This window comes from Flavobacterium sp. Sd200, assembly GCF_009826935.1.
Taxonomy (GTDB): Bacteria; Bacteroidota; Bacteroidia; order Flavobacteriales; family Flavobacteriaceae; genus Flavobacterium.
On the sequence record NZ_WUMN01000010.1, the window covers coordinates 73336 to 98741 of the forward strand.

Genomic DNA, 25406 nt, shown 5'->3' on the forward strand with positions numbered 1-25406 from the left:
TTTGTAAACCATTTAAAATAGTATTTTTGCTTTAAATTATGACTATGAAAAAAATCTATATACTACTTGCTGCACTTGTACTTATTGCAGGATGCGACGATGGCGACATGACCTTTAAAGCCCTCGACTTTGAAGATTTTAACGCACCGGCACGTTGCAGCACCGAGAGTAACACTGTTTATTTAACAAACGGAAGCGAGGCACTTATATTAAACCTGCCCCCTGCGGTATTTTTAAATGTACCAAGCCCTACCGATGGCGCAGGTAACTACACACCTACAGTGGTTTTAGTGGGCGGCAGCAGCTCTTACACCATGTACTATCGCAATTACAGCGGCAATGTAAACAGCGGCACATTGTGCCAAAGTTCTGGAACACCAAACCTGCTTGAACAATGGACAGCAAACGGCAGGTTGCTTGTTACTACTACCGAAAGCAGAAATGCCGAAGGCAGGCTTACAGGCTACAGCCACCAGCTTTATATTGAAAGTGCAACCCTTAGCAAAGACGGACAGGAAATTACAATAATCAATAACCTTTTAGGTTCTTTTACAACTGCTGTAAATATCACTTTTGATTTTGATGAAGTAGCAGAGAACGAGCCCAGGTTGCCAGTGCCATGCAGCAATAACACTTCTATCCTTTATAAAATAAATGGCAGCGAAGCCTTACAATTAAAAATAGCGCAGACTTATTTTGACGGACAGCCTAAAACCATTAACATTAATACTAACAACGACGATGGTGACGATGTAACGTTATATTTTCTGAAATATGCAGGCAACGTAGCCGGAAATGTTATATGCACCCCGGCACCTACCGATACAAGGCAGGAGCAATTATGGATTGCCGACACCGGAACGTTAGAAATTACTTATGAAGAAGTAAATGGCGAAACAAAGCCTGTTATACGTTTCCGAAATATTGTTTTTTACAACAACGCACAAAGTGTTGAACGATATACTCCACTAAACAACGATGGAGAAACGTATTGGTTTGGGCCAAATCCGTACTAATATCTTCTCAATATAAAGAAATTCACCCCTGAAAAATATATTTTTCAGGGGTGAATTTCTTTATGACTATATTTTTTCTTTTACTATGGCAGCATCAATATCATCGTGTGAGGTGTTGTAAACTGCCTGCCCATTCTTAATCACAATTACCTGTGGCGATTGATGTACCACACCAAAGCGCGAAGCTATTTCATTAGAAACATCACGATAAGCTATAAGATCTAAAAAATAAGGTTTTGCACTCCCCTCCTCTATGCTATATTCATTTTCAAAGTTCTTTAGTGCCATACGGCTCACAGGGCAACGTGTGCTGTGTTTAAAGAGTATAACAGGAGTTTGAGCCGACTCTGCCTCTATAACATCAAGTTGTTGAAGTTGTGTTAAATCGTTCCATTTAAAGCCCTGATTAGGCGTATCTTTACTGTCAGAATTTCCGAATAATTTATCAAAAAAGCTCATACATTATCATTTTAAAGACAAATCGTCAGCAATCATTACAGATTGAAGACATTTTGTCGGATTTTACTTATTGGACTAAAAATTGAAATATACCTGTCAAATTTAAATAAATTAGACTATGAATTTTGCCAATTTTACCACAAAATCTCAGGAAGCCATACAAAGGGCACAACAGATTGCCCAGGGTTTTGGCCATCAGCAAATAGAGAACGAACATATAGTTAAGGCCATATTAGAAGTAGACGAAAATGTAACGCCATTTCTTCTGAAAAAACTCAATGTAAACCTTGCGCTGTTCAATCAGATATTAGACAGTACACTGCAAAGTTTCCCTAAAGTTTCGGGAGCAGAAATGACCCTGAGCCGCGATACGGGAACGGCCCTTAATGAGGCCTCAAACATTGCCCGCAAAATGAACGACGAGTTTGTTTCTATAGAGCATTTACTCCTTGCAATTTTTGCTTCTAAAAGCAGGGTTGCCCAAATTTTAAAAGACCAGGGCGTTACCGAAAAAGGACTTAAAACCGCTATAGACGAATTGCGTAAAGGCGAAAGAGTAACATCGGCCAGTGCAGAGGAAACCTATAACTCGCTTAATAAATATGCCAAAAACCTCAACCAACTGGCTAACGACGGTAAGCTGGACCCGGTTATAGGCCGTGACGAAGAAATTAGGCGTGTGCTACAGATACTGAGCCGACGCACCAAGAATAACCCGATGCTTGTGGGCGAACCCGGCGTGGGTAAAACTGCTATTGCCGAGGGACTTGCACACCGCATAATTCAGGGAGACGTACCTGAAAACCTTAAAGATAAAGTGGTGTATTCGCTCGATATGGGTGCACTTATTGCAGGAGCCAAATACAAAGGTGAATTTGAAGAGCGCTTAAAATCGGTTGTAAAAGAGGTTACTTCTGCCGAAGGCGATATCATGCTCTTTATAGACGAGATACACACCCTTGTAGGAGCCGGCGGTGGAGATGGTGCCATGGATGCCGCAAACATTCTTAAACCTGCATTGGCTCGTGGTGAACTGCGTGCAATAGGTGCGACTACGTTGGATGAATACCAAAAATATTTTGAAAAAGACAAAGCTTTAGAGCGTCGTTTTCAACGAGTAATGGTAGATGAGCCGGATACCGAAAGTGCCATATCGATACTTCGCGGTATTAAGGAAAAATATGAAACCCACCATCAGGTGCGCATTAAAGATGAAGCTATTATAGCAGCCGTAGAGCTTTCGCAACGTTATATTACCAACCGCTTTTTACCCGATAAGGCCATAGACCTTATGGATGAGGCTGCCTCTAAAATCAGGATGGAGATAAACTCTAAACCCGAAGAACTTGATGTGCTTGACCGACGTATAATGCAGCTTGAAATTGAAATAGAAGCTATTAAACGCGAAGATGATGAGCCTAAGCTAAAATCGTTGGGTATGGAACTCGCCAACCTTAAAGAAGAGCGTAATGAAATATTTGCGCGCTGGAAAAGTGAGAAAGACATTGTAGACAGCATACAGGCTAAAAAAACCGAAATTGAGAATTTTAAGCTGGAAGCTGAACGTGCAGAACGTGAAGGTGACTATGGCAAAGTAGCCGAGCTTCGTTACGGAAAAATTAAACAGGCTCAGGAAAAACTGGATGCTGTACAAAACCAATTGCTTGAAAACCAAAGCAGGCAGAGCCTTATTAAAGAAGAGGTTACCCGAGAAGATATTGCAGAGGTTGTAGCAAAATGGACCGGAATACCTGTAACTAAAATGTTGCAGGGCGAGCGCGAAAAACTACTTCGTCTTGAAGAAGAACTGCACAAACGCGTTGTGGGTCAGGAAGAGGCTATTGAAGCCGTGAGCGATGCTGTGAGGAGAAGTCGTGCCGGATTACAGGATCAAAAGAAACCAATAGGATCGTTTTTGTTCCTGGGTACTACGGGGGTAGGTAAAACAGAACTTGCCAAAGCCCTTGCCTCTTACCTCTTTGACGATGAAAACGCCATGACCAGGATAGATATGAGCGAATATCAGGAACGCCATAGCGTGAGTAGGTTGGTGGGTGCACCTCCAGGATATGTGGGTTATGATGAGGGCGGACAGCTTACAGAGGCCGTGCGCAGAAAACCCTACAGTGTGGTATTGCTTGACGAAATCGAAAAAGCCCACCCGGATACTTTCAACATACTGCTACAGGTATTGGACGAAGGCCGACTTACGGATAACAAAGGCCGTGTAGCCGACTTTAAGAACACGATTATTATCATGACCAGCAATATGGGCAGTGCTATAATACAGGAAAAATTTGAGAACTTAAAAGGCAGTATGGAAGCAGCGATCGAGGCTGCAAAAACCGAAGTTCTTGGCTTGCTGAAACAAACGGTTCGACCTGAGTTTATAAACCGTATTGATGATATTGTAATGTTTACGCCACTAAGCAGTGATAATATAAGGGAAATTGTAGGCCTACAGGTTAAAAGTGTTACTAAACTTCTGGCACAGCAAAACATTACGCTGGATGCCACGCCGGAAGCCATTGATTATCTTGCCAAGAAAGGCTATGACTCTGATTTTGGTGCACGCCCTGTAAAGCGCGTTATACAGAAAGAGATCATGAATGAGCTAAGTAAACAAATATTAAGCGGTAAAGTAAGCACCGACAGTATTATACTTATAGACAATTTTGACGGACAGCTTGTTTTTAGAAACCAAACCGATTTGGTAAACAATTGAATAGCTGCTGAAATCTAAATTTAAAGGGGACAAATTGTCCCCTTTTCCTATTTTATTGTTCTAATAATTGAGTGGAAAGCAACATGTAAAACCAAAGCACCCCTGCTTTTGTGAAGTATATTTTATAATTTTGAACCATCCTTTTCGTCAAAGATTAGACATACATACAATATATTTTGATACAAAGCACTCATTAGCAGCAGAGCAAAAAACAGAAAAACAGCATTAGCATATTCCATATACTATATCATAATGAATATACGATTGATAAGGTTTTCCGATAATGTTGCCATGGCAGGAATTCTTAGAAAAAGTTTAGAAGAATTTAACCTTAACATACCGGGAACAGCATACTTTGACGAAAGTACTGACAGACTATTTGAAACTTTTCAATCAGCTACGGCAGCCTATTATGTTGCCGAAGACAATGGTATAATTATTGGCGGTGCAGGGATATATCCTACAAATAACCTACCGTCAGATACTGTAGAATTAGTTAAAATGTATGTCGATTCGTCTTACAGAGGAAAAGGTATTGGTAAGTTGCTAATGTTAGAATGTATAGAATTTGCAAAATCTTCAGGCTATAAAAATGTTTACTTAGAAACAATGCCAGAGTTAAGCGCAGCTGTCTCTGCCTATAAAAAGCTTGGATTTAATTTGTTAGATAAACCTTTAGGAAATACCGGACATTTTTCCTGTACAATTTGGATGAACTTAAATATTGCATAATTACATATATGCATCATTAAAAACAGATATTTATAAGGGCCATATGTAACTCACATATCTATAGTTACCAATTGAAAATTATCGGCAGTATCTATAACAAGCTCTCTCTTTGGAAGATGTAACCAACGCGAAAGTTTTTTAAAAATATCTTTTTCATTTAAAAACTCACTGCTGCAAAAATGGGTATGCACCAGCACAAAGGTGGTAAACTTTTTTATGTTTTTAAGGTGCTTTCGCAACTCTTCAGACACTCCTGTATCCTGCCTTTTACTAATAATTTGTGCTTCTCCCCTGTCAATAATGCCAGCAGCAGTTTCCCAAAAGTCATCGGGGCTGTTCCTGCCTTCCTTAAATTTTAGTTCTTCGCCGCCCGGCAGCTCTAAAACTACAAAGTAATGTTCCATGAGCCAATCTATTTTTATTTAAAATTACAACTATATCGGTTTCGCTTAAAATTGATTATCAAATAATTAACTAATATCCGGTCGTTTTATATTCAATCCTTTAGAACAACAACAAAATGTTAGCCTCAAACGGCTATTTTATTCTTATTTTTGAAAATGCAAAAATTGCATAATGTACTACTATGAATGATAATTTTAGTATCAGAACGGTAAATGTTACGCGGTATATTACCCCTCTTAGGGAAGGCGGTTCGTTACCGGCACTTGCCGAAGCAGATGACAGTTTTAACTATGTTCTGAAATTCAGGGGAGCAGGTCATGGCACTAAAGCTCTTATAGCCGAACTTTTAGGTGGCGAAATTGCACGATTTTTAGGATTGCCCGTGCCCGAATTGGTATTTGCTAACTTAGACGAAGCCTTTGGCCGTACCGAAGCAGATGAAGAGATACAGGACCTTTTACAGGGAAGTCAGGGTCTTAACCTTGCCCTTCACTATCTTAGCGGAGCTATAAATTTTGATCCTGTTGTTACAACCGTAGATGCGAAACTGGCCAGCCAGATAGTATGGCTTGATGCTTTTATTACTAATGTAGACAGGACGTTTAGAAATACCAATATGCTTATATGGCATAAAGAACTGTGGCTAATAGACCATGGGGCTTCATTATATTTTCATCATGCCTTTGCCGATCCTGCCGGGCATGCCGTTACCCCATTTGGGTTGATCAAAGATCATGTGTTATTGCCTCAGGCATCGTTGCTGGACGAAATTGATACAGAATATAAAGCTATATTGACAGAAGATAAAATACGCGGTATTGTTAATTTACTACCCGATAACTGGCTGCAATGGGAAGGCATGGAACAAACCCCTGCTGAAATAAGGGAAATTTATGTTCAGTTCTTCTTACTGCGTTTAGAAAATTCTTCAATATTTATAAAACAGGCACAAAATGCAAGACAAGCACTTATATGAGTATGCCGTAATAAGGGTTGTACCCAGGGTAGAACGCGAGGAATTTATAAACGTTGGGGTTATAGTTTTTTGTAAACAAAAACGCTTTATAAAAATGCTGTACACCATTAACAAAAATAAACTTTATGCTATTTGTAATGATATAGATATTGAGCAACTGGAACTCAATCTTTCTTCTTTTAAACGTATAGCCCGCGGAGACAAAGACGCCGGGCCTATTGCACAGTTTGAAACAGCAGAACGATTTAGATGGCTAACGGCTATTCGCAGCTCTGTAATACAAACTTCAAGGCCGCACCCCGGTTTTACAGACAATCCTGATAATAAAGTTGACGAGTTGTTTAGTGAACTTGTTTTGTAAAGATAATATGTTGAAATAAATTAGATTAATCTGCCATTGTACTATATTTGATTTGTTAAGAAATATAAGAATATACTAATACATGAACCGAGATTTAGAAAAACTGGTTGAATATGCTTTGGCAGATGGTTATATTAGCGACAAAGAAAGACAGGTACTTTTTAAAAAAGCTGCTGATGCCGGTTTTGACACCGACGAACTTGAAATAATACTTAATGGAAAGCTTCATGAAATAAGCCAGGCAAACACTCCTAAAATAAACAAATGCCCAAGTTGTGGTGAAATTATGAGTGGGCTTAGCAAAGTATGTCCTTCCTGCAATTACATTACTACCTCAGAACCGATTAATGATAATGAAAGTTTGCAGGATGGCCTAAAAAAACTTGAAGACAGTATTTATGCTTTAAAAACTTTTCCAAAGCCGGGAGCATCATCAGTATTTAACTCTGTCGTTCTTATTGTAATAACTGGAGGATTTTATATCATTTATAAAAAGCTGATAAAAAAAGAAAATCTTTTTGATCGCTATGCGCTCATAAATGAAAAAACAACTACCATTATAGAAAGGCAGGTAAATAATTTGAAGACAAAATATGGCAATGATCAAGATATAAACGGTTATATTGATAAATTGATTCTAGAAAGAAATAATATAATCTCAAGGAGGCAAAAATCAGATTTAATATCGGCCATTGGCATTTTCGTTTCTATTGGAGTTGTCCTATATCTTTTTAGCCTTGTCCCTGCACCAGACCCTAATAAAAAAGAGGAAGAGTCTGCCGAGGATAAGACCGAAAGACATATAAAATCAGGACGCATTGGAGCAGCCAAGCTTTCCGTTGCAAATGTTGAAGACAGTGCCGAAAAAGATGCTTTCTTATTCCAGATACGCGACATGGAAATTGACAGCCTTGCAAATGCAGGAAGTTACAATGAAGCACTTTTGCTTGCGCGAACTATAAAAAACAGCGACGACATATCGCGCGATATGGAACATAAAGTAGACGGCATTATAGAAAAACAGGTAAACCACCTTATAAACCTAAAAGAATTTCAAAGGGCAAGAGAGTGTGCAGAACTGTCATCTTATTACAAAAGTGGCTATCTTAAAACGTCTATAGATATTGAAGAGCATGTAGCAAAAGAAGAAGCACAAAAAGAGAAACAAAAAAATAAAGCCTCTAAGAAAAAAAGGAAATAAGTTATGGGACTATTTGATATATTTAAAGGTGGCAATGGTGGTTTTATGGACGTTATACGTTGTGATAAGCAGGAGTATTTAGTTTATAAATGGTCTCCAAATGGTGAAGCAAACACAACAAAACGCGAAAATGCAATACGCTTTGGCAGCTCGTTAAGGATAAAACCAAACGAAGCGGTTGTATTTTTATATCAGCAGGATGGCTCTATGCCCGATGTTATCAAAGGTCCTTTAGATACACCTCTTTATACTGCCAATCTTCCGGTTCTTACCGATATACTTGGCCTGGCCTATGGAGGCGAGACTCCTTTTATGGCCGAGATCTATTTCTTTAACCTACAGCAAAACATTCAGATAAAATTTGGGATACCTTACTTTGATGTTTTTGACAACAGACTGCCCGATCTTGGTATACCCTGCTCAGTGCGCGGCAGCATGACTTTTAATATTTCGAATCCAATAAATTTTATAAAACTCTACCGCCTCATAAATTTTGAGATCGACGATCTTGAAGACAAAATAAAAGACCTTTATACACGCAAAATAAAAAGCATAATATTAAACCTTCCATCTGAAACGGGACTTTCTGTTATGCAACTGGAACGCAGTATTGAACATATTAGCGAGGTAGTTGCCCAAAAATTAGTAGACGAGATGGAAAGCGATTTTGGCATAAGGCTTAAACGTCTTGATATTGGCACCATAGAACTATATAAAACACACCCAAACTATTTGCAGCTTAAAGGAGCTACTGCCGACCAGCAAACCCGTTTTACGAATGCAAAAACAGATATTGAGATAACGAATCTTAGCGAGCTGGCACGCATTAACCGTAAAGATGCCGAAATGGGTATAGAAGGCAGAAATTTTACAGTACACCAAATAAACCAGCAGGCCGATATTTTAAAAACTGCGGCAGAGAACCTTGGTAGCATGGGGTCTGTAAACGCAGACGGCTTTTCTATGCCTGGCATGGCTGCCGGAATAACGTTAGGTAGCACAGTAGGAATGCAAATGGGACACATGATGGGCAACCTTACCAATACGCCGCCGCCATTACCCGTTAAGCCATGGCATATAGCTTATGACGGTCAGCAAGCGGGACCATTTAGTGTAGATGAACTTAGACAGTTTATAGAAAACGGTCAGTTTACAGCACAACACCATGTGTGGAAACAAGGAATGTCTCAATGGGAATCTGCATCAAATATTGCAGAGTTTGCCGGATACTTTGCACAAACCCCACCACCACTACCACCTTCTCCTACTGTAATAAATAAAGATAAACCTGCTTCCGGCATAGATCTCACAAAAAGATAATTCCAAACCCGTTTAAACTTTTATATATAAAAATTAAACGGGCTGGTAACCATTCGTCGGGTCAGATAAGCCAATTAAAGCTTTTTTTTAACATTTTGCCGAATTTATGTATCCGAAAACCTATCTCTGCATAACTTTGTCTTAAATTAATAAACCTGCTAAATTATTATATAATTACAAATTTGTTAACTCAAAATTTTGTAACTTCTATGATAGAAAGCCGCTTATTATATAAATAGCCAACGTTTATGATAGAGAGCAATATAATAGGACTTACTGAAGATACAGGATATCAAATTGGCGTACGCAAAACTTACCCTGTATCTTTACATGCCGCGTGGAACTTTATGTTTTCTTACGACGGCATTAAGTTGTGGCTTGGCTATAAAGGAGTTCCGGTTTGGAAAAAAGGGCAGGAATATACCACTAAAACAGGAACTTATTTATGCATTCGTGTATATAACGAACTTTCGCATGCAAGGCTTGCCTATAAAAGAAAAGACTGGGAAAACACTTCTACCCTTCAAATACGAATCATTGCAGCAAAAACGGGCACTACAATAAGCATCCATCAGGAAAAGCTTGCCGATGCAGAGCAACGTGAAGAAATGAAACTGCACTGGGAAAAAGTATTACTAAAAATTGGTACTGCTCTTAAAGACTAAAGAAACATAAATCACATTGTAAGCTATAAAACAACAAAGCCCGAATGTAAACATTCGGGCTGTTTGTATATATAATACCCCTGCTAAAGCAGGAGCACCTATTTGCTATATTATTTCTCCAGTTTTTGTTCTGCTCTTTTTTCTTTATAAAGCTCAATAGCACCACCGGTAACCCAGTAAAGCACAAAAGGCACAAGGAACATCATTAACCAAAAGCCTATAGAGATAACAGTTAAAAAAGCTAAAAATCCTAAATATTGAGTAAATTCCATCTGATGTTATTTTTATGCCCCAAATATAATGTGAATATTTTTTTTAACCAACCAAAAGGCTTTAAAAATTGGCATATTTTTTTTACGAAATCATTTTCAGGAGGGGCTATTTATGCTTAAATTTGGCTGGCTTTAAAAAATTTGGCACAATGCCAGGCAATTAACAAAGCCATTAAACAATAAACCTACAACATAAAAATTTAAACATGGAATACAGGATCGAGAAAGACACCATGGGCGAAGTAAAAGTGCCTGCAGAAAAATACTGGGGAGCACAAACAGAACGTTCGCGCAATAACTTTAAAATAGGCCCGTCGGGTTCTATGCCAACCGAAATTGTAGAAGGCTTTGCCTACCTTAAAAAGGCTGCAGCCTATGCCAACCACGACCTTGGTGTTTTGAGCGTTGAAAAACGTGATGCCATTGCACAGGTATGCGATGAAATACTTGAAGGCAAACTGGCTGACGAGTTTCCGTTGGTAATATGGCAAACAGGATCGGGAACGCAAAGCAATATGAACGTTAACGAAGTGGTGGCTAACAGGGCTCAGGTTCTTGCCGGTTTTAAAATTGGCGAAGGCGAGCCGGTGCTTAAAGCTAACGACGATGTAAACAAATCGCAATCATCTAACGATACCTACCCAACAGGCATGCACATTGCAGCCTATAAATCAGTGGTAGAAATTACAATACCTGGTGTACAAAAACTTCGCGATACGCTTCATGCCAAAGCACAGGAATTTATGAACGTGGTAAAAATAGGTCGCACGCACCTTATGGATGCCACTCCCCTAACCCTTGGTCAGGAACTTTCGGGATATGTTGCCCAGCTTGATTACGGCATAAAAGCCGTTAAAAACACATTGGCACACCTTAGCGAGCTTGCCCTTGGTGGTACAGCAGTAGGCACCGGCCTTAACACTCCTGCCGGATATGATGTTAAAGTAGCCGAATATATAGCCCAGTTTACAGGCCACCCGTTTGTAACGGCACCTAACAAATTTGAGGCTCTTGCTTCTCACGATGCTATTGTAGAAACCCACGGTGCACTTAAACAGCTCGCAGTATCTTTAAATAAAATAGCTAACGACATCCGTATGCTGGCATCAGGGCCACGCTCCGGTATTGGTGAAATTTTGATTCCTGAAAACGAGCCGGGATCTTCTATCATGCCGGGCAAAGTTAACCCTACGCAATGTGAGGCACTTACTATGGTAGCTGCACAGGTAATGGGTAACGATGTTGCTATTGCTGTTGGTGGCATGCAGGGGCATTATGAGCTTAACGTGTTTAAGCCTGTAATGGCTGCTAACTTCCTTCAGTCGGCAAGGCTTATTGGCGATGCATGTATTTCGTTCGACGAACATTGTGCACAGGGCATTGAGCCAAACTACACCCGTATCAAAGAACTTGTAGACAACTCGCTAATGCTTGTTACTGCACTAAACACTAAAATTGGCTACTACAAAGCTGCCGAAATTGCACAAACCGCACACAAAAACGGCACTACCCTTAAAGATGAGGCCGTTCGTTTAGGTTATGTCACCCCTGAAGATTTTGATGCATGGGTTAAACCGGAAGATATGGTAGGATCTTTAAAATAATCCTGCTCTAAAAACAAAACCAAAGGCCGTCGTTATGATGGCCTTTTTTAGTTTATGCCGTTCAAAGTATCGGTAAACATTCAACAAAACCTTTCATCTATTATAAATTTCCATTTAAAGAAACCATTGTACCGTTTGTCGAAAATTGCCGCCTTTAGCGGCTACTGAATATAATTTTGTGGTATTCAACTTCACAATCACACTAAAATGGCACAATACATATTTAACCTTGAAGAGCGATTTCAGCCTTTTTTGTTAGAAGGCTATTATACATTTATTGGTCCTGCCAATCAGGAACTCTTAGGCGATTTTACAAGCACTGTAAACAGGATAGCCCCACTAAACAACATTAACAACTCACTGTCTAATAAAAGCGTAGTAAAGCAGGTGCTTAATACTCTCTATCCTGACAGTCCGCTAAAAATATATGTTGCCGAAGGAAACCATTCGAGCGGATTAGCCTACAATACCATAGAAGAATACTGCGACAGGTTTCATATTGAATTCAATCTTATCGATTTTTAGACCTGGTATTTTTATAAAATAATACGTTAAAAAATAAATAGTTACCATTACTTGTTTTAAATTTAACAGTATCATTCCTGCATACTCTACAATTGTGCAACCCGATATTAAATTAAAACGGTAAGGCTTAATGACAAAAAAAGATTCACACAGGCATTTTTTCTGCTTAGCAACTATAATTGTGCTGTGGTGTTTACCCTTAAATTTACACGCACAGCTTCTTCCGGGGGTAGACACCGAAAGTACAGAAAAGGCTCCTGTAGTACCCGAAGACTCTTTAGGCAGGCGTACACCCCGTGGCACAGTAGAAGGTTTTTTTAAGGCTGTAGCCGATGAAAATTATATAAGGGCAAGCAGGTATTTACAGTTAAAACGTGCCTACCGCAAAACAAAACAAAGAGAACGTATTGTAAAAAACTTTAAACTGCTGCTCGATAAAGGCGGAAACATTACTGCCTATAGCTTTATAAGCAATAAAAACACAGGTTATGCAGATGACGACCTGCCCACAGCTACAGACAAGGTGGGCACAGTAACCATTAACGGTGAAACCATTAACCTGTTGTTGGAAAATAACGAGCCAGATGATACCCCTGCCGTATGGCTGTTTTCATTAGAAACTGTAAATGCTATAGCAGCGGTAAATACAGACGATATTACACTTCTGGACAACATTCTTCCTGACTATTTTAAAAGTCGTACCCTGTGGGGTGTACCGCTTGGGCACTGGTTGGCAGTAGTTGTCTTTATTTTAGTATCCTACCTTTTAGCATGGATAATAATTTACGCCCTGTCTTTTATTGTTCTAAGCATTTGGAAAAAACTAAAAGAACAAAGTAAAACATACAATGTTATCAATATATTAGACCTTCCGCTAAGGCTGTATCTTGCCGTTTGGTTTTTTGTGGCAATTTCGCAGCAGGCAGGCTTGTCTATAATAGTACGGCAACGTTTCAGCTCATTGACGGTTACCATTGGCATTGTAGCATTTTTAATATTGTTATGGCGATTATCAGATACTGTGAGCAATTACGTAGGCGATAAAATGACATTGCGCAAGCGAATTTCGGCTATATCGGTAATCTTGTTTTTAAGGCGCTCAGCAAAAGTGGCAATTGTTATTTTTGGCACTATTGCCATATTGGGAGCCATTGGTGTAGATGTTACCACCGGGCTTGCGGCATTGGGCATAGGTGGTATAGCCTTGGCATTGGGTGCACAAAAAACCATGGAAAATTTTGTAGGGAGTGTTACCCTTATTGCAGACCAACCTATTCGTGTAGGTGATTTTTGCAGAATTGGCGATATTAAAGGGACAGTAGAATCTATTGGTATGCGAAGCACACGCCTGCGTACAAGCGCAAGAACCGTGGTTACTATACCCAACGGAGACCTTTCTGCCAGCCGAATAGAAAACTTTGCGCACCGCGACCGATATCTTTTTAATCATACCTTTGAATTCAGAATGGAAACATCACCGGATCAGATAAGGTATTTACTGGTAGAATTCCGGTCTCTTTTATATGCACACCCCTGCATTAACCCCGATCCTGCAAAAGTGCGGTTTGTTGGGTTTACAGACAGCGCAATTAAAATCGAGTTTTTTGCCTACATAGAAGCAATATCGCTGGATGCCTCTCAGGAAATACAGGAAGACCTGCTACTGCATATAATGGATATTACTACTGCAGCCGGAACAGATTTTGCCTATCCGTCGCAAACATTATACTTTGCAAAGGATAATGGGCTGTCTAACGAAAAAGTACAGCAAACTACTGAAACCGTCAGGCAGTGGAAAGAAGCTAACGACATGCAGTTACCTTCTTTTAGCGACGAACGTATTGAAAATTTAAAAGGTACTGTACCTTATCCGCCGGAAGGCTCTGTATTAAAAAAGAACGGAGAAGAGGAAAAAGAATAACCAATGTGCATTGAAAAACTACTGTATTTCTGTAATTTCTTATTTATAATTATCTTCGTGTTTTAAAATCCAAACACACAATACAGGTTTAAATCCTGTAACGATTACAAACTGCATTAATGAACAACCTTCTCGAAACCCCCATAGAATACCTTAAAGGTGTAGGGCCTGCACGCGGCGACCTGTTGCGCAAAGAGTTAGGTATTCATAAATATGCTGATTTACTGAAATTATTTCCAAACCGTTATATAGACCGCACTAAATATTACCGAATTAACGAACTTTACAATAGCAATTCTGAGGTTCAGGTGGTTGGTAAGGTAGTAAATCTAAAAACCGTTGGCGATAAACGTGCACGGCTTGTAGCAACATTTACCGATGGTACAGGAGAAATGGAACTGGTTTGGTTTCAGGGTCAAAAATGGATACGTGAAAATATTAAGATCAATACCCCTTATGTAATTTTTGGCAAATGCACTGCTTTTAACGGTGTGTTTAATATGGCACATCCGGAAATGGAACTGCTTGCAGAGCACGAAGCCAGCCTTCGCAGTGCCATGCAACCCATTTATCCAAGTACAGAGAAGCTTACGCAGCGTGGCGTTACCAACAAAGTCGTAAACAAAATAATGCAGCAATTGTTTATAGAAACACAGGCATTATTCTCAGATCCTTTGCCTGCAGGCATGATAAACGAACTACAGCTTATACCTAAAAATGCTGCACTGTTTAATATTCATTTCCCTAAAAATCAGGAAATACTTGCAAGGGCTCAGTTCAGGCTAAAGTTTGAAGAGCTGTTCTTTATTCAGTTGCAGCTAATTACCAAAAACCTTATCCGTAAGCACAAAATAAAAGGACATCCGTTTGGCAGTGTTGGCACTTACTTTACCGATTTTTACAACAACCATCTTCCGTTTGAACTTACAGGCGCGCAAAAGCGCGTGCTTAAGGAAATTCGTAACGATATGGGGCAGCCCGCCCAAATGAACCGCCTGTTGCAGGGCGATGTAGGCTCGGGCAAAACCATTGTGGCCTTAATGAGCATGCTGTTGGCACTTGACAATGGTTTTCAGGCATGCTTAATGGCACCAACCGAGATCCTGGCTAACCAGCATTTTATTGGTCTTAGCGAACTTGCAGCTCCATTAGGCATTACTATAAAAATACTTACAGGCTCTACCAAAACTGCCGAGAGGCGTGTTATTCATGAAGCGCTCGAAGATGGTTCGCTGCACATTATAATAGGTACTCACGCTTTGTTAGAAGATAAAGTGCAGTTTAAAAACCTTGGGCTTGCCATTATAGACGAGCAGCATCGTTTTGGTGTAGAGCAGCGCAGTAAACTTTGGAAAAAGAACGACATACCACCGCATGTGCTGGTCATGACGGCTACCCCTATTCCGCGCACGCTTGCCATGAGTTTGTATGGCGACCTCGATGTATCGGTCATAGACGAATTGCCTCCGGGACGCAAGCCCATTCAAACCGTACACAGGTTTGACAGTAACCGATTAAAGGTTTGGAAATTCCTGAAAGATGAAATTGCAAAAGGCAGGCAGGTGTATATTGTGTATCCGCTTATTCAGGAAAGCGAAAAAATGGACTATAAAGACCTGATGGATGGATACGAGAGTATTAGCCGCGATTTTCCGTTGCCGCAATATAGCGTGAGCATTGTACACGGACAAATGAAGCCTGCCGAGAAAGACAGCGAAATGGCACGTTTTGCCGCCAACAAAACCAACATTATGGTGGCTACCACAGTAATAGAAGTTGGTGTAAATGTGCCCAACGCCAGTGTTATGGTTATAGAAAGTGCCGAACGTTTTGGGCTCTCGCAACTACACCAGTTGCGCGGGCGTGTTGGACGTGGTGCAGATCAAAGTTACTGTATATTAATGACAGGCAGCAAACTAAGCAACGACAGCAAACTGCGCATGGAAACCATGTGCCGCACTAACGATGGCTTTGAAATTGCCGAGGTAGATTTAAAGCTCCGTGGGCCCGGCGATATTATGGGTACACAGCAAAGCGGCGTGCTTAACCTTCAAATTGCTGATATTGTTAAAGACAAAGACATCTTGCTCCTTGCCCGTGAACAGGCAATAAAATTACTGAAAGATGATGCACCTATGGCGAAACCCGAGCATGCTGCACTGCGCAATGCCTTTATAGAAATTGGCAAAAAGAAAAATATCTGGAATTATATATCGTAGTACAAAAGTTTAAGGTTAATAAAGCTGCTAAACTAAAACTGCAATAATATTAACATTAGTCTGTACTTTTTGAAGCACTCATCCCATTGCTTTAAAAAGAAACTTTGATTAGCGTTAATTAACGGATCCTTAATAACCAACCCATTATTTGTTTGTAATTTTAATACATAAACAATTACAAACATGAGCACATTTAAAGGAAAAACAGTTATAGTTACCGGTGCTGCAATGGGTTTGGGCCTTGCAGCAAGTAAAGTTTTGGCAGAAAAAGGCGCTAACCTTTCTATTGTAGATTATAATGAAGAAGCACTTTCAAAAGCCAAAGAAGAAATTAATGCCATTGCACCCGAAACTAAGGTACTTACTGTTGTAGCAGACGTATCGGATGAGCTGGCTGTGATAAACTACATTGACAAAACAGTATCTGAATTTGGCCGCATAGACGGTTTTTACAACAATGCCGGTATAGAAGGCAAACAGGCTCCGCTGGTGGAATATGATATTAATGTATTTAAAAAAGTTATAGACATCAACCTTATGGGTGTTTATTACGGGCTTAAGCACGTTATACCCGTCATGCAAAAAAATGGTGGTGGTAAAATTGTAAATGTGGCATCGGTTGGCGGTATCAGGGGTGTTATCAATCAAATGCCATATGTTGCCAGTAAGCATGCGGTGTCGGGCATGACAAAAAATGCAGCTATAGAATATGGTAAAGACAATATTTTTACCAACGCTATAGCACCGGGTGCCATACTTACGCCAATGGTTGCAGAAGCCTTTAAACAGGTAAACCCTGCCGACCCTAAAGCAGCCGAGAAAGAATATGCACAAAGAAACCCAACACGCAGACTCGGCGACCCCAAAGATGTGGGAAATTTAGTAGCCTTTTTGCTTAGTGATGAATGCCAGTACGTAAACGGTCAAACAATTGCTATAGATGGCGGCGAGTCTAATCTTTATGGCAATTCGTAAATTTTAAACGGTTATATCAAACAAAAAATCCTGTAACGAAATACTATTCGCTACAGGATTTTGCTTTTATGCTCTTCTGCTAAAAACTTTCCTGAATTTCAAACGAAACAGTTTGTTGTGTTACCGGATGTATAAACTGTAAATAAGCCGCATGCAGGCACAGCCTGTCCCAACCGGTGCCATACAGGTCGTCTCCCACTATGGGTGCATTGAGCCCAAGCTCATGAGCCGAATGCATGCGTAACTGGTGGGTTCTTCCAGTTAAAGGCCAAAAGTGCACTTTAGTTGTGGTTTGATTCCTTTCTACCACTTTCCATTTTGTAATTGACCTTTTTCCAAAATCGAAACATACCAATTGCCTTGGCCTGTTGTCCAGGTCACCACGCAGTGGGAGGCTTATTTCTCCTTCGTTACCATTTATAACTTTGCTCAATAGAGCTGTATATCTTTTAGTAACGGTTCTTGATATAAATTGCTTTTGTATGTTTTTGTGGGCATCTTTAGTCTTGGCAACAACCATAATGCCCGATGTAGACATATCCAGGCGGTGTATTATAAGAGGCTCTATACCATCATATCTGGCTTTTAGCCTTGAATAAACCGAATCGTAAACCGCAATGCCGGGAACCGAAAGTAACTCGGCAGGTTTATTTACTACAACAAAGCTGTCGTCTTCAAAAATAATTTCGAGCTGCTTGCCCTCTCCCTGGTTTATTAGTAGCGGGTTCGGATCCATTTCTATGCCCTCCAACATGTGTTTAAGTATGGGCTGACACTTGCCTGTACATGCCGGGTAAAACTGTTTATGCTTGCGCACCTCAGATTTTGGAGGTGAACCCCACCAAAACTCGGCCATTGCAAGCGGTTGCAATCCATTTAAAAAGGCATATTGCAGTAGCTTAGGTGTAGCGCACTCTCCGGCTGCCGCAGGAGGTTTGCCAAATACTGTTTCGCTAAAAATATCATACAGGCTTTTTTGTTTACCGTAAATGTTCAAAAAAGAATATTGCTCAAAAAGCTGCTGTTGCAATGCGGCTGATTTTTCTCTTCGCTCTCTTTTTAATCTTTCAACAGTATCATCAAAAACAGCCAGCGCCGTTCTGATTTTATCAAGTTCCTGACTCCAGTAACTGCAAAGCAACCTGAACTGATGCTGATCGTTATGGCTATGCTTAACTAAATAGGCTTCGAGGCGTGTATAATGCTTTTCATTTAAAACAGCCTTTTGTTCCTGTCTTAGCTTTTTCCGGTAACTTTTGTTTTGCTTTAAACGTTCTTTAATCTCTGCTATTTCTTTTTCAGATATTGCTGTAAAATGCTCTGCTTCCTGCTTAAGCCTGATGTATTGTTCATCATTCTCTATAGCCTCAACCTGGTCGTTAATACTGTTTAGAATATATTGCTCTTTCAGGAAAAAACTATCCTGCGTTAGCATATCAAAAACAGGAGGTACAAATTTAGGATGGTCGTTAGAATCGGCAAGTTTACCCGAAAATGCCGATAAATAGCCCAATTTGCCATCGGCATCTTCAACCACCAAAATGCCAAACATCTTGCCTATTACAAGTCCCTCACGTTTATCGTCTAACCCAAAGTTATGGTCAAGCGAAGTATGATTTTCTAAATAACCCTGCAACTGTGTAGCAGCGATTATACTTAATGGGTGAGGCTCATAAAAAAACGGAAAAGTAAACCGTTCAGGCAAGGCTATTCCATCAATATCGCTATCATTAAAATATGTAATTCTGTCCTGACCGCTGTTCACTTTATAAAGTTGTTTTTAAAAATGCGAAAGTAATTGATATTCTTTAAACCTAACAGATATAAAATACTTTAACGCTTACTTGTTTAAACATATGCTGTTACTGCTTGTTGCAGAACCCTGTTCAATTGCAGGAAAACTTTTATCTTTGTAACATTAACGCCAGTATATGCCTTGTTTTATTGAAGTGATTCTGCCGCTTGCCCTGCCGCGCACTTTTACCTATGCGGTGAACGAGGCAGAATATGCTTTTTTGAAGCCCGGCATGCGTGTGGCTGTTCCTTTTGGCAAAAACAAGTTATATACAGGCCTGGTAGCATCTTTGCATCAAAACCCACCCCAACTGTATATTGCTAAAGACATTCACCAAATACTGGACGACTCGCCTATTGTTACCCAAAACCAATTAAAGCACTGGCAATGGGTGGCAGATTATTATATGTGTAGTGTGGGCGAAGTGTACAGATCAGCCTTGCCATCCGGACTATTGCTGGAAAGCGAGACCATTATTACCTCTAAAAAAGATTTTGATATTGTTGCCGCTAATCTTAGCGACGAAGAATATATGGTGTATGAAGCCTTACAGGTGCAAAGTGCATTAAAAGTGGGCGAAGTAGCTACAATACTCAATAAAAAAACAATACTCCCTGTTTTAAATAAGCTTATCAGCAAAAATGCCATTTCGTTACAGGAAGAAATAAACGAAAAATACAAACCAAAAACAATTAAATACCTACGTTTACACGAAGAGTTTTTAAAAGAAGAACAGCTTAATGAATTATTACAGCTTTTAGGCCGCGCACAAAAACAACGTGAGGCTATACTTTCTTATTTTCAGTTACAGGCACGTGATAAAAAGCCCGTTACAGTAAAAAAACTTACCGAATCGTCTGGCACAACGGCAGCCGTAATAAAATCGTTGGTAGACAAAAACATATTCGAAGAGTATTTTCTGGAAGAAGACCGTATACAGTTTAAGGGTAAAGAAAATGCAGGTTTCAACCTTAGCGAAAAACAGCAGGAGGCTTTTGAAACCATAAAAAAAGGATTTGAAACCCATGCCGTTACTTTGCTGCATGGAATAACTTCAAGCGGCAAAACTGAAATATATATAAAGCTCATAGAAGAATGCATTGCAACAGGTAAACAAACCTTACTGCTATTGCCCGAAATTGCATTAACCACTCAGCTTATAGCACGCTTTGCAGCCTATTTTGGTAATAAGGTTGCGGCCTTTCATTCTAAGTACAATAATAATGAACGTATAGAAACGTGGCAGCAAACACTACAGGCATCAGAAAAAGCACAAGTGATTATAGGTGCACGATCGGCTCTTTTTCTTCCGTTTCAAAACCTTGGCCTTATAATCATAGATGAGGAACATGAGCAAAACTACAAGCAACAGGACCCTGCCCCACGATATCATGCCCGCGATGCTGCCATAGTACTGGCTTCCTATACCAACGCCAAAGTATTATTAGGATCGGCTACACCAAGTTTGGAGAGTTACATGAACGTTACATCGGGCAAATATGCATTGGCAGAGCTTAAAGAACGTTTTGGCCGTGTACTGCCGCCCGAAATTGTGCTTGTAGACTTAAAAGATAAATATAAGCGAAAGCAAATGACCGGGCATTTTAGCGATACCCTTATAGAACAGATAGCCGAAACACTGGCTATTGGCAAACAGGTTATTCTTTTCCAGAACCGTCGTGGCTTTTCGCCCTGGATAGAATGCATGACCTGTGGCCATGTGCCACAATGCCCACAATGCGATGTAAGCCTTACCTATTATAAATATAAAAACCAGTTACGCTGCCACTACTGCAGCTATCATATTGCAAGCCCCAACAATTGCCATAAATGCCACAGCACAGATATTAGTGCAAAAGGCTTTGGAACAGAGCAAATTGAGCAGGAACTGAAAGTGCTTTTTCCGGAAAAGAATTCGTGGCGCATGGATCAGGATACTACGCGGGGCAAACACGGCTATGAAAAAATTATAGACTCTTTTAAAAATAAGGAGATCGATATATTAGTGGGCACACAAATGCTTGCCAAAGGATTGCATTTTGATAATGTAGGGCTGGTAGGGATACTTAACGCCGACAATATGCTATATCAGCCTGATTTCAGGGCTTTTGAACGCGCCTATCAAATGATGGTTCAGGTTGCAGGACGTGCCGGTCGCCGTGATGAACGCGGAAAGGTATTTATACAAACCTATAATCCGCTGCATAATGTTATACGCCAAGTTACGGATAACGACTACATAGGCATGTTTAAAGAACAGGTTTATGAAAGGCACAATTTTAAATATCCGCCATATTATCGTTTGGTACGTGTAACACTTAAAAACAAAGACTACGAAAAACTTAAAAATGCTGCTTTGTGGCTATATAATGTACTTTCGCAACAGCTTAACGGCCTACCCGTACTTGGCCCCGAAGAACCTGCTGTTAGCCGCATACGCAATGAATACATCAGAACTATAATGATAAAGATACCGTTAGGAGCAGCGCTGGGTACAACTAAACGCCATATACAAAAAATACTGGACAGCCTTGATGCCGTGCCACAATATAAATCGGTAAAAGTAACTGTAAATGCAGATCCTTATTAAATAAAGGAGGGTTTCCCTGGTTCCCTCTCTCTTTTAAAAAGAGAGGGAACACAAAATATGGGGAGATATATAAAACAGAGAAGTTTTATACTAATATTATTGAGGCCTGTTTAGGGCTTTTGCAAGGTCTTCTTTTTTATTCCTGCTGAGTGGAATTTTTGTATTCCCTATTTCGGCAAATTTGCTGTTAAAACGTTCTACTTTATCTATATTGATAATGTATGATTTATGAACTCTTAAAAATCTATCGGCCGGGAGCTCGCCTTCAAAAGATTTCATTGTAGAGAGCACTAAATGCGTTTCGTCGTCGGTATTGATCTTTATATAATCACCAAAAGCTTCAACCCATTTGATCTTAGCCAAAAAGATCTTGAAATTTTTAAGGTTGCTTTTTACAAAAATAAATTCTCCCTCGTCTTCAGGCACATCTTTTTTCAGCTGATGCATTTCAAATGCTTTTTGTACAGCTTTATTAAAACGGTCTTTAGTAACGGGTTTGTGCAGATAATCTACAGCGGCATAATCAAAGGCTTTAAGGGCATAATCTGATTTGGAAGAGACAAAAATGATCTGTGGCCGCGTTTTAAGGCCATCGAGCAGGTCAAAACCGCTTTGCACCGGCATTTCTATGTCCAGAAAAAGTAAATCTACCGGTTTGTGCAGTATACAGTTTCGTGTTTCGGACGCGTTAGAAAAATCTCCCACGAGAGTCAGATCAGGATGTTCGTTAACCAGTTTAGCAATTGTGATCCTTTGAATTGTGCTATCATCTACAACAACACAGTTAAGTTTCATTTGTTCTCTAGTTTTTTGGAATGTTTAGTAATAAGGTATTTTTGTTGGATTGATTACAAATATAAAGAAAAAATCGTTTTTTAGATATACAAAAAAGCAAAAATAGGTATTGCACAATAAATATAAATAACTAAATTTGCACCCAATTTTATAACAAAATAAATTTTACTATTATGAATCACTATGAAACTGTTTTCATTTTGAATCCCGTTTTATCTGAAGCTCAGGTAAAGGAAACAGTAAGTAAGTTTGAGGATTACCTTACTTCTAAAGGTGCTACTATTGTAGCTAAAGAAGACTGGGGCCTTAAGAAACTTGCTTATGAGATCCAGAACAAAAAAAGCGGGTTTTACACTCTATTCCAATTTACAGCTCCAGCCGATGTACTTATCGGATTTGAAACTGAGTTCCGCCGTGACGAAAGGGTTATGCGTTTCTTAACTGTAAGCCTTGACAAACATGCTGTTGCATGGGCAGAAAGAAGAAGAGAAAAATTAAAATCTAAAGCAAACTAATTATGTCAACAATAGAGCAGTCAGCTAAAGGCAAAAAAGACGGAGATATCAGATATCTTACGCCTTTAAATATAGAGACAAACAAAATTAAAAAATACTGCCGTTTTAAAAAATCAGGTATCAAATATGTTGATTATAAAGATCCTGACTTTTTATTAAAATTTGTTAACGAGCAAGGTAAAATCCTTCCTCGTCGTTTAACAGGTACTTCTTTAAAATACCAAAGAAAAGTGTCTGTTGCCGTTAAAAGGGCTCGTCATTTAGCGTTAATGCCATATGTGGCTGATTTACTAAAATAATAAAGAGGCAAGATTATGGAACTTATACTTAAACAAGACGTACAGAACTTAGGTTTTAAAGATGATATCGTAACTGTAAAAGCAGGTTACGGCCGTAACTACCTAATACCGCAAGGATTTGCGCAAATGGCAACTCCTTCTGCTAAAAAAGTATTGGCAGAAAACCTTAAGCAAAAGGCTTTTAAAGAGCAAAAAATCGTTAACGATGCAAAAGCTACTGCAGAAGCACTTAAAGCATTAGAAATTAAAATTACTGCTAAAGCAGGTGGCGAAAAACTATTTGGTTCTGTAACCAACATAGATATTGCTGAAGCTCTTGAAAAAGCAGGACAACCTATAGAGAAAAAATATATTACCAGCGGTATTGTTAAACGTACTGGCAAATACTCTGCAAGCATCAGGCTTCACAGGGAGGTTATCGTAGACCTGCCTTATGAAATCGTTGCTGAGCAGGAAAACTAATATTTAGTTTTTCTAAAAAAAACAGTGGTCGGAAGAAATCTTCCGGCCATTATTTTTTATAGCTCTTGATAACAAACATAGAACATTATTTATCCTTCATGAAAAACCAACAACGGTACCTTGCTGTGATAGGCCATTTTTTTAGTTAGACTACGATGGAAAAGACTTTCAAAAAAACTACGCCTGTGCGTTCGCATAACCAGCATATCTGTATGTTGGTTATCTATAAAATCTAAAATGGTCTGTTCAATATGATCACCTGCTATGTTGAAAAAATCAATTTTTTCATCGCGATAGTATATCTTCCATTCATTTATTCTTTCCTCAATATCTTCCGGGTCATCATCATTTTTTATATAAAGGCAATGCAGGGTGGCATTAAACTTACTTGCAATATCAAGAGCCTGCTTTAGTGCATCGTTGTCTTTATCTTTATATTGAGTAGTAAAAGCAATACTTTTAATCTTTTTATAATCGGCTTCAGCAGGAATTGCCAGCACCGGAATTTTTGTATTAGAAATTACTGATGCCGTTTTAGAACCTATAAAAGTCTCTTTAAGTCCGGTTGCGCCTTTAGTACCCATTACAACAAGATCTACATTTTCATCTTCGCATACTTTATTAATATTATAGATAAGGTCGCCATACAATAATATGTTGCGCATTTTTACATGCCCTAAACCTCTTTGCTCAGCAATGGTATGTAATTCCGGCAATTCATCCCTAAAACTTTCAAACTGGTTCATTTCCACTACGTCAAAAATTTCCAATGTACTTTCGGGCAAAGGTGGGGTTTCTACAATCGGTAAATCATACACATGCAGTATTATCAGATCAGCATTAAAAGAGTCTGCAAATTTAAGCGCATATATAAAAGCGTTATGGGCAGCTTCAGAAAAATCGGTAGTAAAAAGTATTTGTTTCATGGCTGTAAAGGTTTAATTAAAGATATAAAAAAACAGTAAATTTTCCTACTTTTTTATACTATGGTTAACACTGCCGCAAAAAAAATTTATAAAACAGCAGCCAAAATATATGTTTTATGACCAATGAGATCTGACTAAATTATATACTATAAATACAATTCATTTTAAATATACAGAAAGCATACTCAAAAAAACCTAAAACACTATTAATAAACCAATTATACTGTTTTATGATTTAAAAATTTAAATGATGCAAATTTATCTCAATAAAACCAGAAGATGATTTATTTAAAATGATATATACATCAATATATTGTTAATCAGAAGATTTAGTGTAACTATTTGCGAAAGTATAATTTATATACTTTCTAATCTCCCTTATCTACAAATTAAATATCGTGTAAACCTCAGCAGTTATACACCTCGGCAGAGATTGATTAGCATAAGGAAAACTACAAAGAGACTCTTTAAAATTATAAAAGCAAAACTTGCAGTCGACATAAATCTCAAAATCTATTTTTTAAATTTTAACACTTTATTTATAAAATTAACTTTTAGCTAATAACTCACTAACAAACTGATTACCAAAACACAACACCAATACTAACCTATTTAAACTTATAAAACACAATATTTGCCTGTTTACGA

General features: G+C 39.0%; 23 protein-coding genes. 17 read left to right on the forward strand and 6 right to left on the reverse strand.

What is annotated here, in order from left to right; all coding sequences use genetic code 11:
- The first annotated feature begins 44 nt into the window (after nucleotides 1–44).
- Nucleotides 45–1016, forward strand: a complete 972-nt coding sequence (locus tag GR160_RS18110) for a hypothetical protein (protein WP_160751314.1) — start codon at nucleotides 45–47, stop codon at nucleotides 1014–1016.
- Between the two features lie 66 nt (nucleotides 1017–1082).
- On the opposite strand, the gene ytxJ is transcribed toward GR160_RS18110, so the two are convergent.
- On the reverse strand, nucleotides 1083–1475 hold the full coding sequence (gene ytxJ, locus GR160_RS18115; RefSeq protein ID WP_160751315.1) for a bacillithiol system redox-active protein YtxJ: 393 nt from the start codon (nucleotides 1473–1475) through the stop codon (nucleotides 1083–1085).
- Between the two features lie 118 nt (nucleotides 1476–1593).
- On the opposite strand from ytxJ, the gene clpB reads away from it, so the two are divergent.
- Nucleotides 1594–4200, forward strand: coding sequence for an ATP-dependent chaperone ClpB (clpB, locus tag GR160_RS18120; RefSeq protein ID WP_160751316.1), 2607 nt, complete (start codon nucleotides 1594–1596; stop codon nucleotides 4198–4200).
- Between the two features lie 252 nt (nucleotides 4201–4452).
- Entirely contained in the window at nucleotides 4453–4932 is a 480-nt protein-coding gene (locus tag GR160_RS18125) for a GNAT family N-acetyltransferase (RefSeq protein ID WP_160751317.1), read from the forward strand.
- 50 nt (nucleotides 4933–4982) lie between these two features.
- Here the strand turns inward: GR160_RS18125 and GR160_RS18130 are convergent, their stop codons facing one another.
- Nucleotides 4983–5336 (reverse strand): hypothetical protein, encoded by a 354-nt coding sequence (locus GR160_RS18130; RefSeq protein WP_160751318.1) that lies wholly within the window; start codon nucleotides 5334–5336, stop codon nucleotides 4983–4985.
- A gap of 182 nt (nucleotides 5337–5518) precedes the next feature.
- Here GR160_RS18130 and GR160_RS18135 point away from each other — a divergent pair, with 182 nt between their 5' ends.
- The 5 genes from GR160_RS18135 (at nucleotide 5519) to GR160_RS18155 (ending at nucleotide 9860) form a co-directional block, all read left to right on the forward strand.
- Nucleotides 5519–6313 carry a HipA family kinase gene (locus GR160_RS18135; RefSeq protein WP_160751319.1) on the forward strand — a complete coding sequence of 265 codons (795 nt, stop codon included), beginning with the start codon at nucleotides 5519–5521 and terminating at the stop codon, nucleotides 6311–6313.
- Nucleotides 6291–6674 (forward strand): DUF3037 domain-containing protein, encoded by a 384-nt coding sequence (locus tag GR160_RS18140; protein WP_160751320.1) that lies wholly within the window; start codon nucleotides 6291–6293, stop codon nucleotides 6672–6674. Before GR160_RS18135 ends, GR160_RS18140 begins: the two co-directional genes overlap by 23 nt.
- An 82-nt stretch (nucleotides 6675–6756) precedes the next feature.
- Nucleotides 6757–7875, forward strand: coding sequence for a hypothetical protein (locus GR160_RS18145; RefSeq protein ID WP_160751321.1), 1119 nt, complete (start codon nucleotides 6757–6759; stop codon nucleotides 7873–7875).
- A gap of 3 nt (nucleotides 7876–7878) precedes the next feature.
- Nucleotides 7879–9195, forward strand: coding sequence for an SPFH domain-containing protein (locus GR160_RS18150; protein ID WP_160751322.1), 1317 nt, complete (start codon nucleotides 7879–7881; stop codon nucleotides 9193–9195).
- Between the two features lie 248 nt (nucleotides 9196–9443).
- Entirely contained in the window at nucleotides 9444–9860 is a 417-nt protein-coding gene (locus tag GR160_RS18155; protein ID WP_202390814.1) for an SRPBCC domain-containing protein, read from the forward strand.
- Nucleotides 9861–9970: 110 nt separating this feature from the next.
- Here the strand turns inward: GR160_RS18155 and GR160_RS19340 are convergent, their stop codons facing one another.
- Nucleotides 9971–10132, reverse strand: a complete 162-nt coding sequence (locus GR160_RS19340; RefSeq protein ID WP_202390815.1) for a hypothetical protein — start codon at nucleotides 10130–10132, stop codon at nucleotides 9971–9973.
- A gap of 206 nt (nucleotides 10133–10338) precedes the next feature.
- Here GR160_RS19340 and fumC point away from each other — a divergent pair, with 206 nt between their 5' ends.
- From fumC to GR160_RS18180, 5 genes are all read left to right on the forward strand, one after another.
- Nucleotides 10339–11736 carry a class II fumarate hydratase gene (fumC, locus tag GR160_RS18160; RefSeq protein ID WP_160751323.1) on the forward strand — a complete coding sequence of 466 codons (1398 nt, stop codon included), beginning with the start codon at nucleotides 10339–10341 and terminating at the stop codon, nucleotides 11734–11736.
- 207 nt (nucleotides 11737–11943) lie between these two features.
- On the forward strand, nucleotides 11944–12261 hold the full coding sequence (locus tag GR160_RS18165; RefSeq protein ID WP_160751324.1) for a hypothetical protein: 318 nt from the start codon (nucleotides 11944–11946) through the stop codon (nucleotides 12259–12261).
- A gap of 130 nt (nucleotides 12262–12391) precedes the next feature.
- Nucleotides 12392–14182, forward strand: a complete 1791-nt coding sequence (locus GR160_RS18170; protein WP_160751325.1) for a mechanosensitive ion channel domain-containing protein — start codon at nucleotides 12392–12394, stop codon at nucleotides 14180–14182.
- A 119-nt stretch (nucleotides 14183–14301) separates the two neighbouring features.
- Complete coding sequence (gene recG, locus GR160_RS18175) at nucleotides 14302–16401, forward strand: ATP-dependent DNA helicase RecG (RefSeq protein ID WP_160751326.1); 2100 nt, start codon at nucleotides 14302–14304, stop codon at nucleotides 16399–16401.
- Nucleotides 16402–16584: 183 nt separating this feature from the next.
- Nucleotides 16585–17376 (forward strand): glucose 1-dehydrogenase, encoded by a 792-nt coding sequence (locus tag GR160_RS18180; protein WP_160751327.1) that lies wholly within the window; start codon nucleotides 16585–16587, stop codon nucleotides 17374–17376.
- Between the two features lie 79 nt (nucleotides 17377–17455).
- On the opposite strand, the gene GR160_RS18185 is transcribed toward GR160_RS18180, so the two are convergent.
- Entirely contained in the window at nucleotides 17456–19141 is a 1686-nt protein-coding gene (locus tag GR160_RS18185; protein WP_370519236.1) for a pseudouridine synthase, read from the reverse strand.
- A 166-nt stretch (nucleotides 19142–19307) separates the two neighbouring features.
- Between GR160_RS18185 and priA the strand changes: the two genes are divergently transcribed.
- Nucleotides 19308–21761, forward strand: coding sequence for a primosomal protein N' (priA, locus tag GR160_RS18190; RefSeq protein ID WP_160751328.1), 2454 nt, complete (start codon nucleotides 19308–19310; stop codon nucleotides 21759–21761).
- A gap of 96 nt (nucleotides 21762–21857) precedes the next feature.
- On the opposite strand, the gene GR160_RS18195 is transcribed toward priA, so the two are convergent.
- The gene (locus tag GR160_RS18195; RefSeq protein ID WP_160751329.1) at nucleotides 21858–22556 is read right to left on the reverse strand and encodes a LytTR family DNA-binding domain-containing protein; all 699 of its coding nucleotides are present in this window, start codon (nucleotides 22554–22556) and stop codon (nucleotides 21858–21860) included.
- A gap of 173 nt (nucleotides 22557–22729) precedes the next feature.
- On the opposite strand from GR160_RS18195, the gene rpsF reads away from it, so the two are divergent.
- The 3 genes from rpsF to rplI are packed head-to-tail and all read left to right on the forward strand — an operon-like array spanning nucleotide 22730 to nucleotide 23832.
- Nucleotides 22730–23071 (forward strand): 30S ribosomal protein S6, encoded by a 342-nt coding sequence (rpsF, locus tag GR160_RS18200; protein ID WP_160751330.1) that lies wholly within the window; start codon nucleotides 22730–22732, stop codon nucleotides 23069–23071.
- 2 nt (nucleotides 23072–23073) lie between these two features.
- Entirely contained in the window at nucleotides 23074–23370 is a 297-nt protein-coding gene (gene rpsR, locus GR160_RS18205) for a 30S ribosomal protein S18 (RefSeq protein WP_160751331.1), read from the forward strand.
- Nucleotides 23371–23385: 15 nt separating this feature from the next.
- Nucleotides 23386–23832 (forward strand): 50S ribosomal protein L9, encoded by a 447-nt coding sequence (gene rplI, locus GR160_RS18210; protein WP_160751332.1) that lies wholly within the window; start codon nucleotides 23386–23388, stop codon nucleotides 23830–23832.
- A gap of 89 nt (nucleotides 23833–23921) precedes the next feature.
- Here the strand turns inward: rplI and GR160_RS18215 are convergent, their stop codons facing one another.
- Nucleotides 23922–24758: a universal stress protein gene (locus GR160_RS18215; protein WP_160751333.1), complete on the reverse strand. Its 837-nt coding sequence runs from the start codon at nucleotides 24756–24758 to the stop codon at nucleotides 23922–23924.
- Nucleotides 24759–25406 lie beyond the last annotated feature (648 nt).

Bases quoted from the DNA above. Each gene is read 5' to 3' on its own strand.
- GR160_RS18130 (WP_160751318.1), bottom strand. From the start codon at position 5,336: ATGGAACATTACTTTGTAGTTTTAGAGCTGCCGGGCGGCGAAGAACTA.
- priA (WP_160751328.1), top strand. From the start codon at position 19,308: ATGCCTTGTTTTATTGAAGTGATTCTGCCGCTTGCCCTGCCGCGCACT.
- GR160_RS18195 (WP_160751329.1), bottom strand. From the start codon at position 22,556: ATGAAACTTAACTGTGTTGTTGTAGATGATAGCACAATTCAAAGGATC.
- GR160_RS18140 (WP_160751320.1), top strand. From the start codon at position 6,291: ATGCAAGACAAGCACTTATATGAGTATGCCGTAATAAGGGTTGTACCC.
- GR160_RS18215 (WP_160751333.1), bottom strand. From the start codon at position 24,758: ATGAAACAAATACTTTTTACTACCGATTTTTCTGAAGCTGCCCATAAC.
- GR160_RS19340 (WP_202390815.1), bottom strand. From the start codon at position 10,132: ATGGAATTTACTCAATATTTAGGATTTTTAGCTTTTTTAACTGTTATC.
- recG (WP_160751326.1), top strand. From the start codon at position 14,302: ATGAACAACCTTCTCGAAACCCCCATAGAATACCTTAAAGGTGTAGGG.
- GR160_RS18165 (WP_160751324.1), top strand. From the start codon at position 11,944: ATGGCACAATACATATTTAACCTTGAAGAGCGATTTCAGCCTTTTTTG.
- rpsR (WP_160751331.1), top strand. From the start codon at position 23,074: ATGTCAACAATAGAGCAGTCAGCTAAAGGCAAAAAAGACGGAGATATC.
- GR160_RS18170 (WP_160751325.1), top strand. From the start codon at position 12,392: ATGACAAAAAAAGATTCACACAGGCATTTTTTCTGCTTAGCAACTATA.
- clpB (WP_160751316.1), top strand. From the start codon at position 1,594: ATGAATTTTGCCAATTTTACCACAAAATCTCAGGAAGCCATACAAAGG.
- GR160_RS18125 (WP_160751317.1), top strand. From the start codon at position 4,453: ATGAATATACGATTGATAAGGTTTTCCGATAATGTTGCCATGGCAGGA.
- rpsF (WP_160751330.1), top strand. From the start codon at position 22,730: ATGAATCACTATGAAACTGTTTTCATTTTGAATCCCGTTTTATCTGAA.
- GR160_RS18145 (WP_160751321.1), top strand. From the start codon at position 6,757: ATGAACCGAGATTTAGAAAAACTGGTTGAATATGCTTTGGCAGATGGT.
- GR160_RS18155 (WP_202390814.1), top strand. From the start codon at position 9,444: ATGATAGAGAGCAATATAATAGGACTTACTGAAGATACAGGATATCAA.
- GR160_RS18150 (WP_160751322.1), top strand. From the start codon at position 7,879: ATGGGACTATTTGATATATTTAAAGGTGGCAATGGTGGTTTTATGGAC.
- GR160_RS18135 (WP_160751319.1), top strand. From the start codon at position 5,519: ATGAATGATAATTTTAGTATCAGAACGGTAAATGTTACGCGGTATATT.
- ytxJ (WP_160751315.1), bottom strand. From the start codon at position 1,475: ATGAGCTTTTTTGATAAATTATTCGGAAATTCTGACAGTAAAGATACG.
- rplI (WP_160751332.1), top strand. From the start codon at position 23,386: ATGGAACTTATACTTAAACAAGACGTACAGAACTTAGGTTTTAAAGAT.
- GR160_RS18110 (WP_160751314.1), top strand. From the start codon at position 45: ATGAAAAAAATCTATATACTACTTGCTGCACTTGTACTTATTGCAGGA.
- GR160_RS18180 (WP_160751327.1), top strand. From the start codon at position 16,585: ATGAGCACATTTAAAGGAAAAACAGTTATAGTTACCGGTGCTGCAATG.
- fumC (WP_160751323.1), top strand. From the start codon at position 10,339: ATGGAATACAGGATCGAGAAAGACACCATGGGCGAAGTAAAAGTGCCT.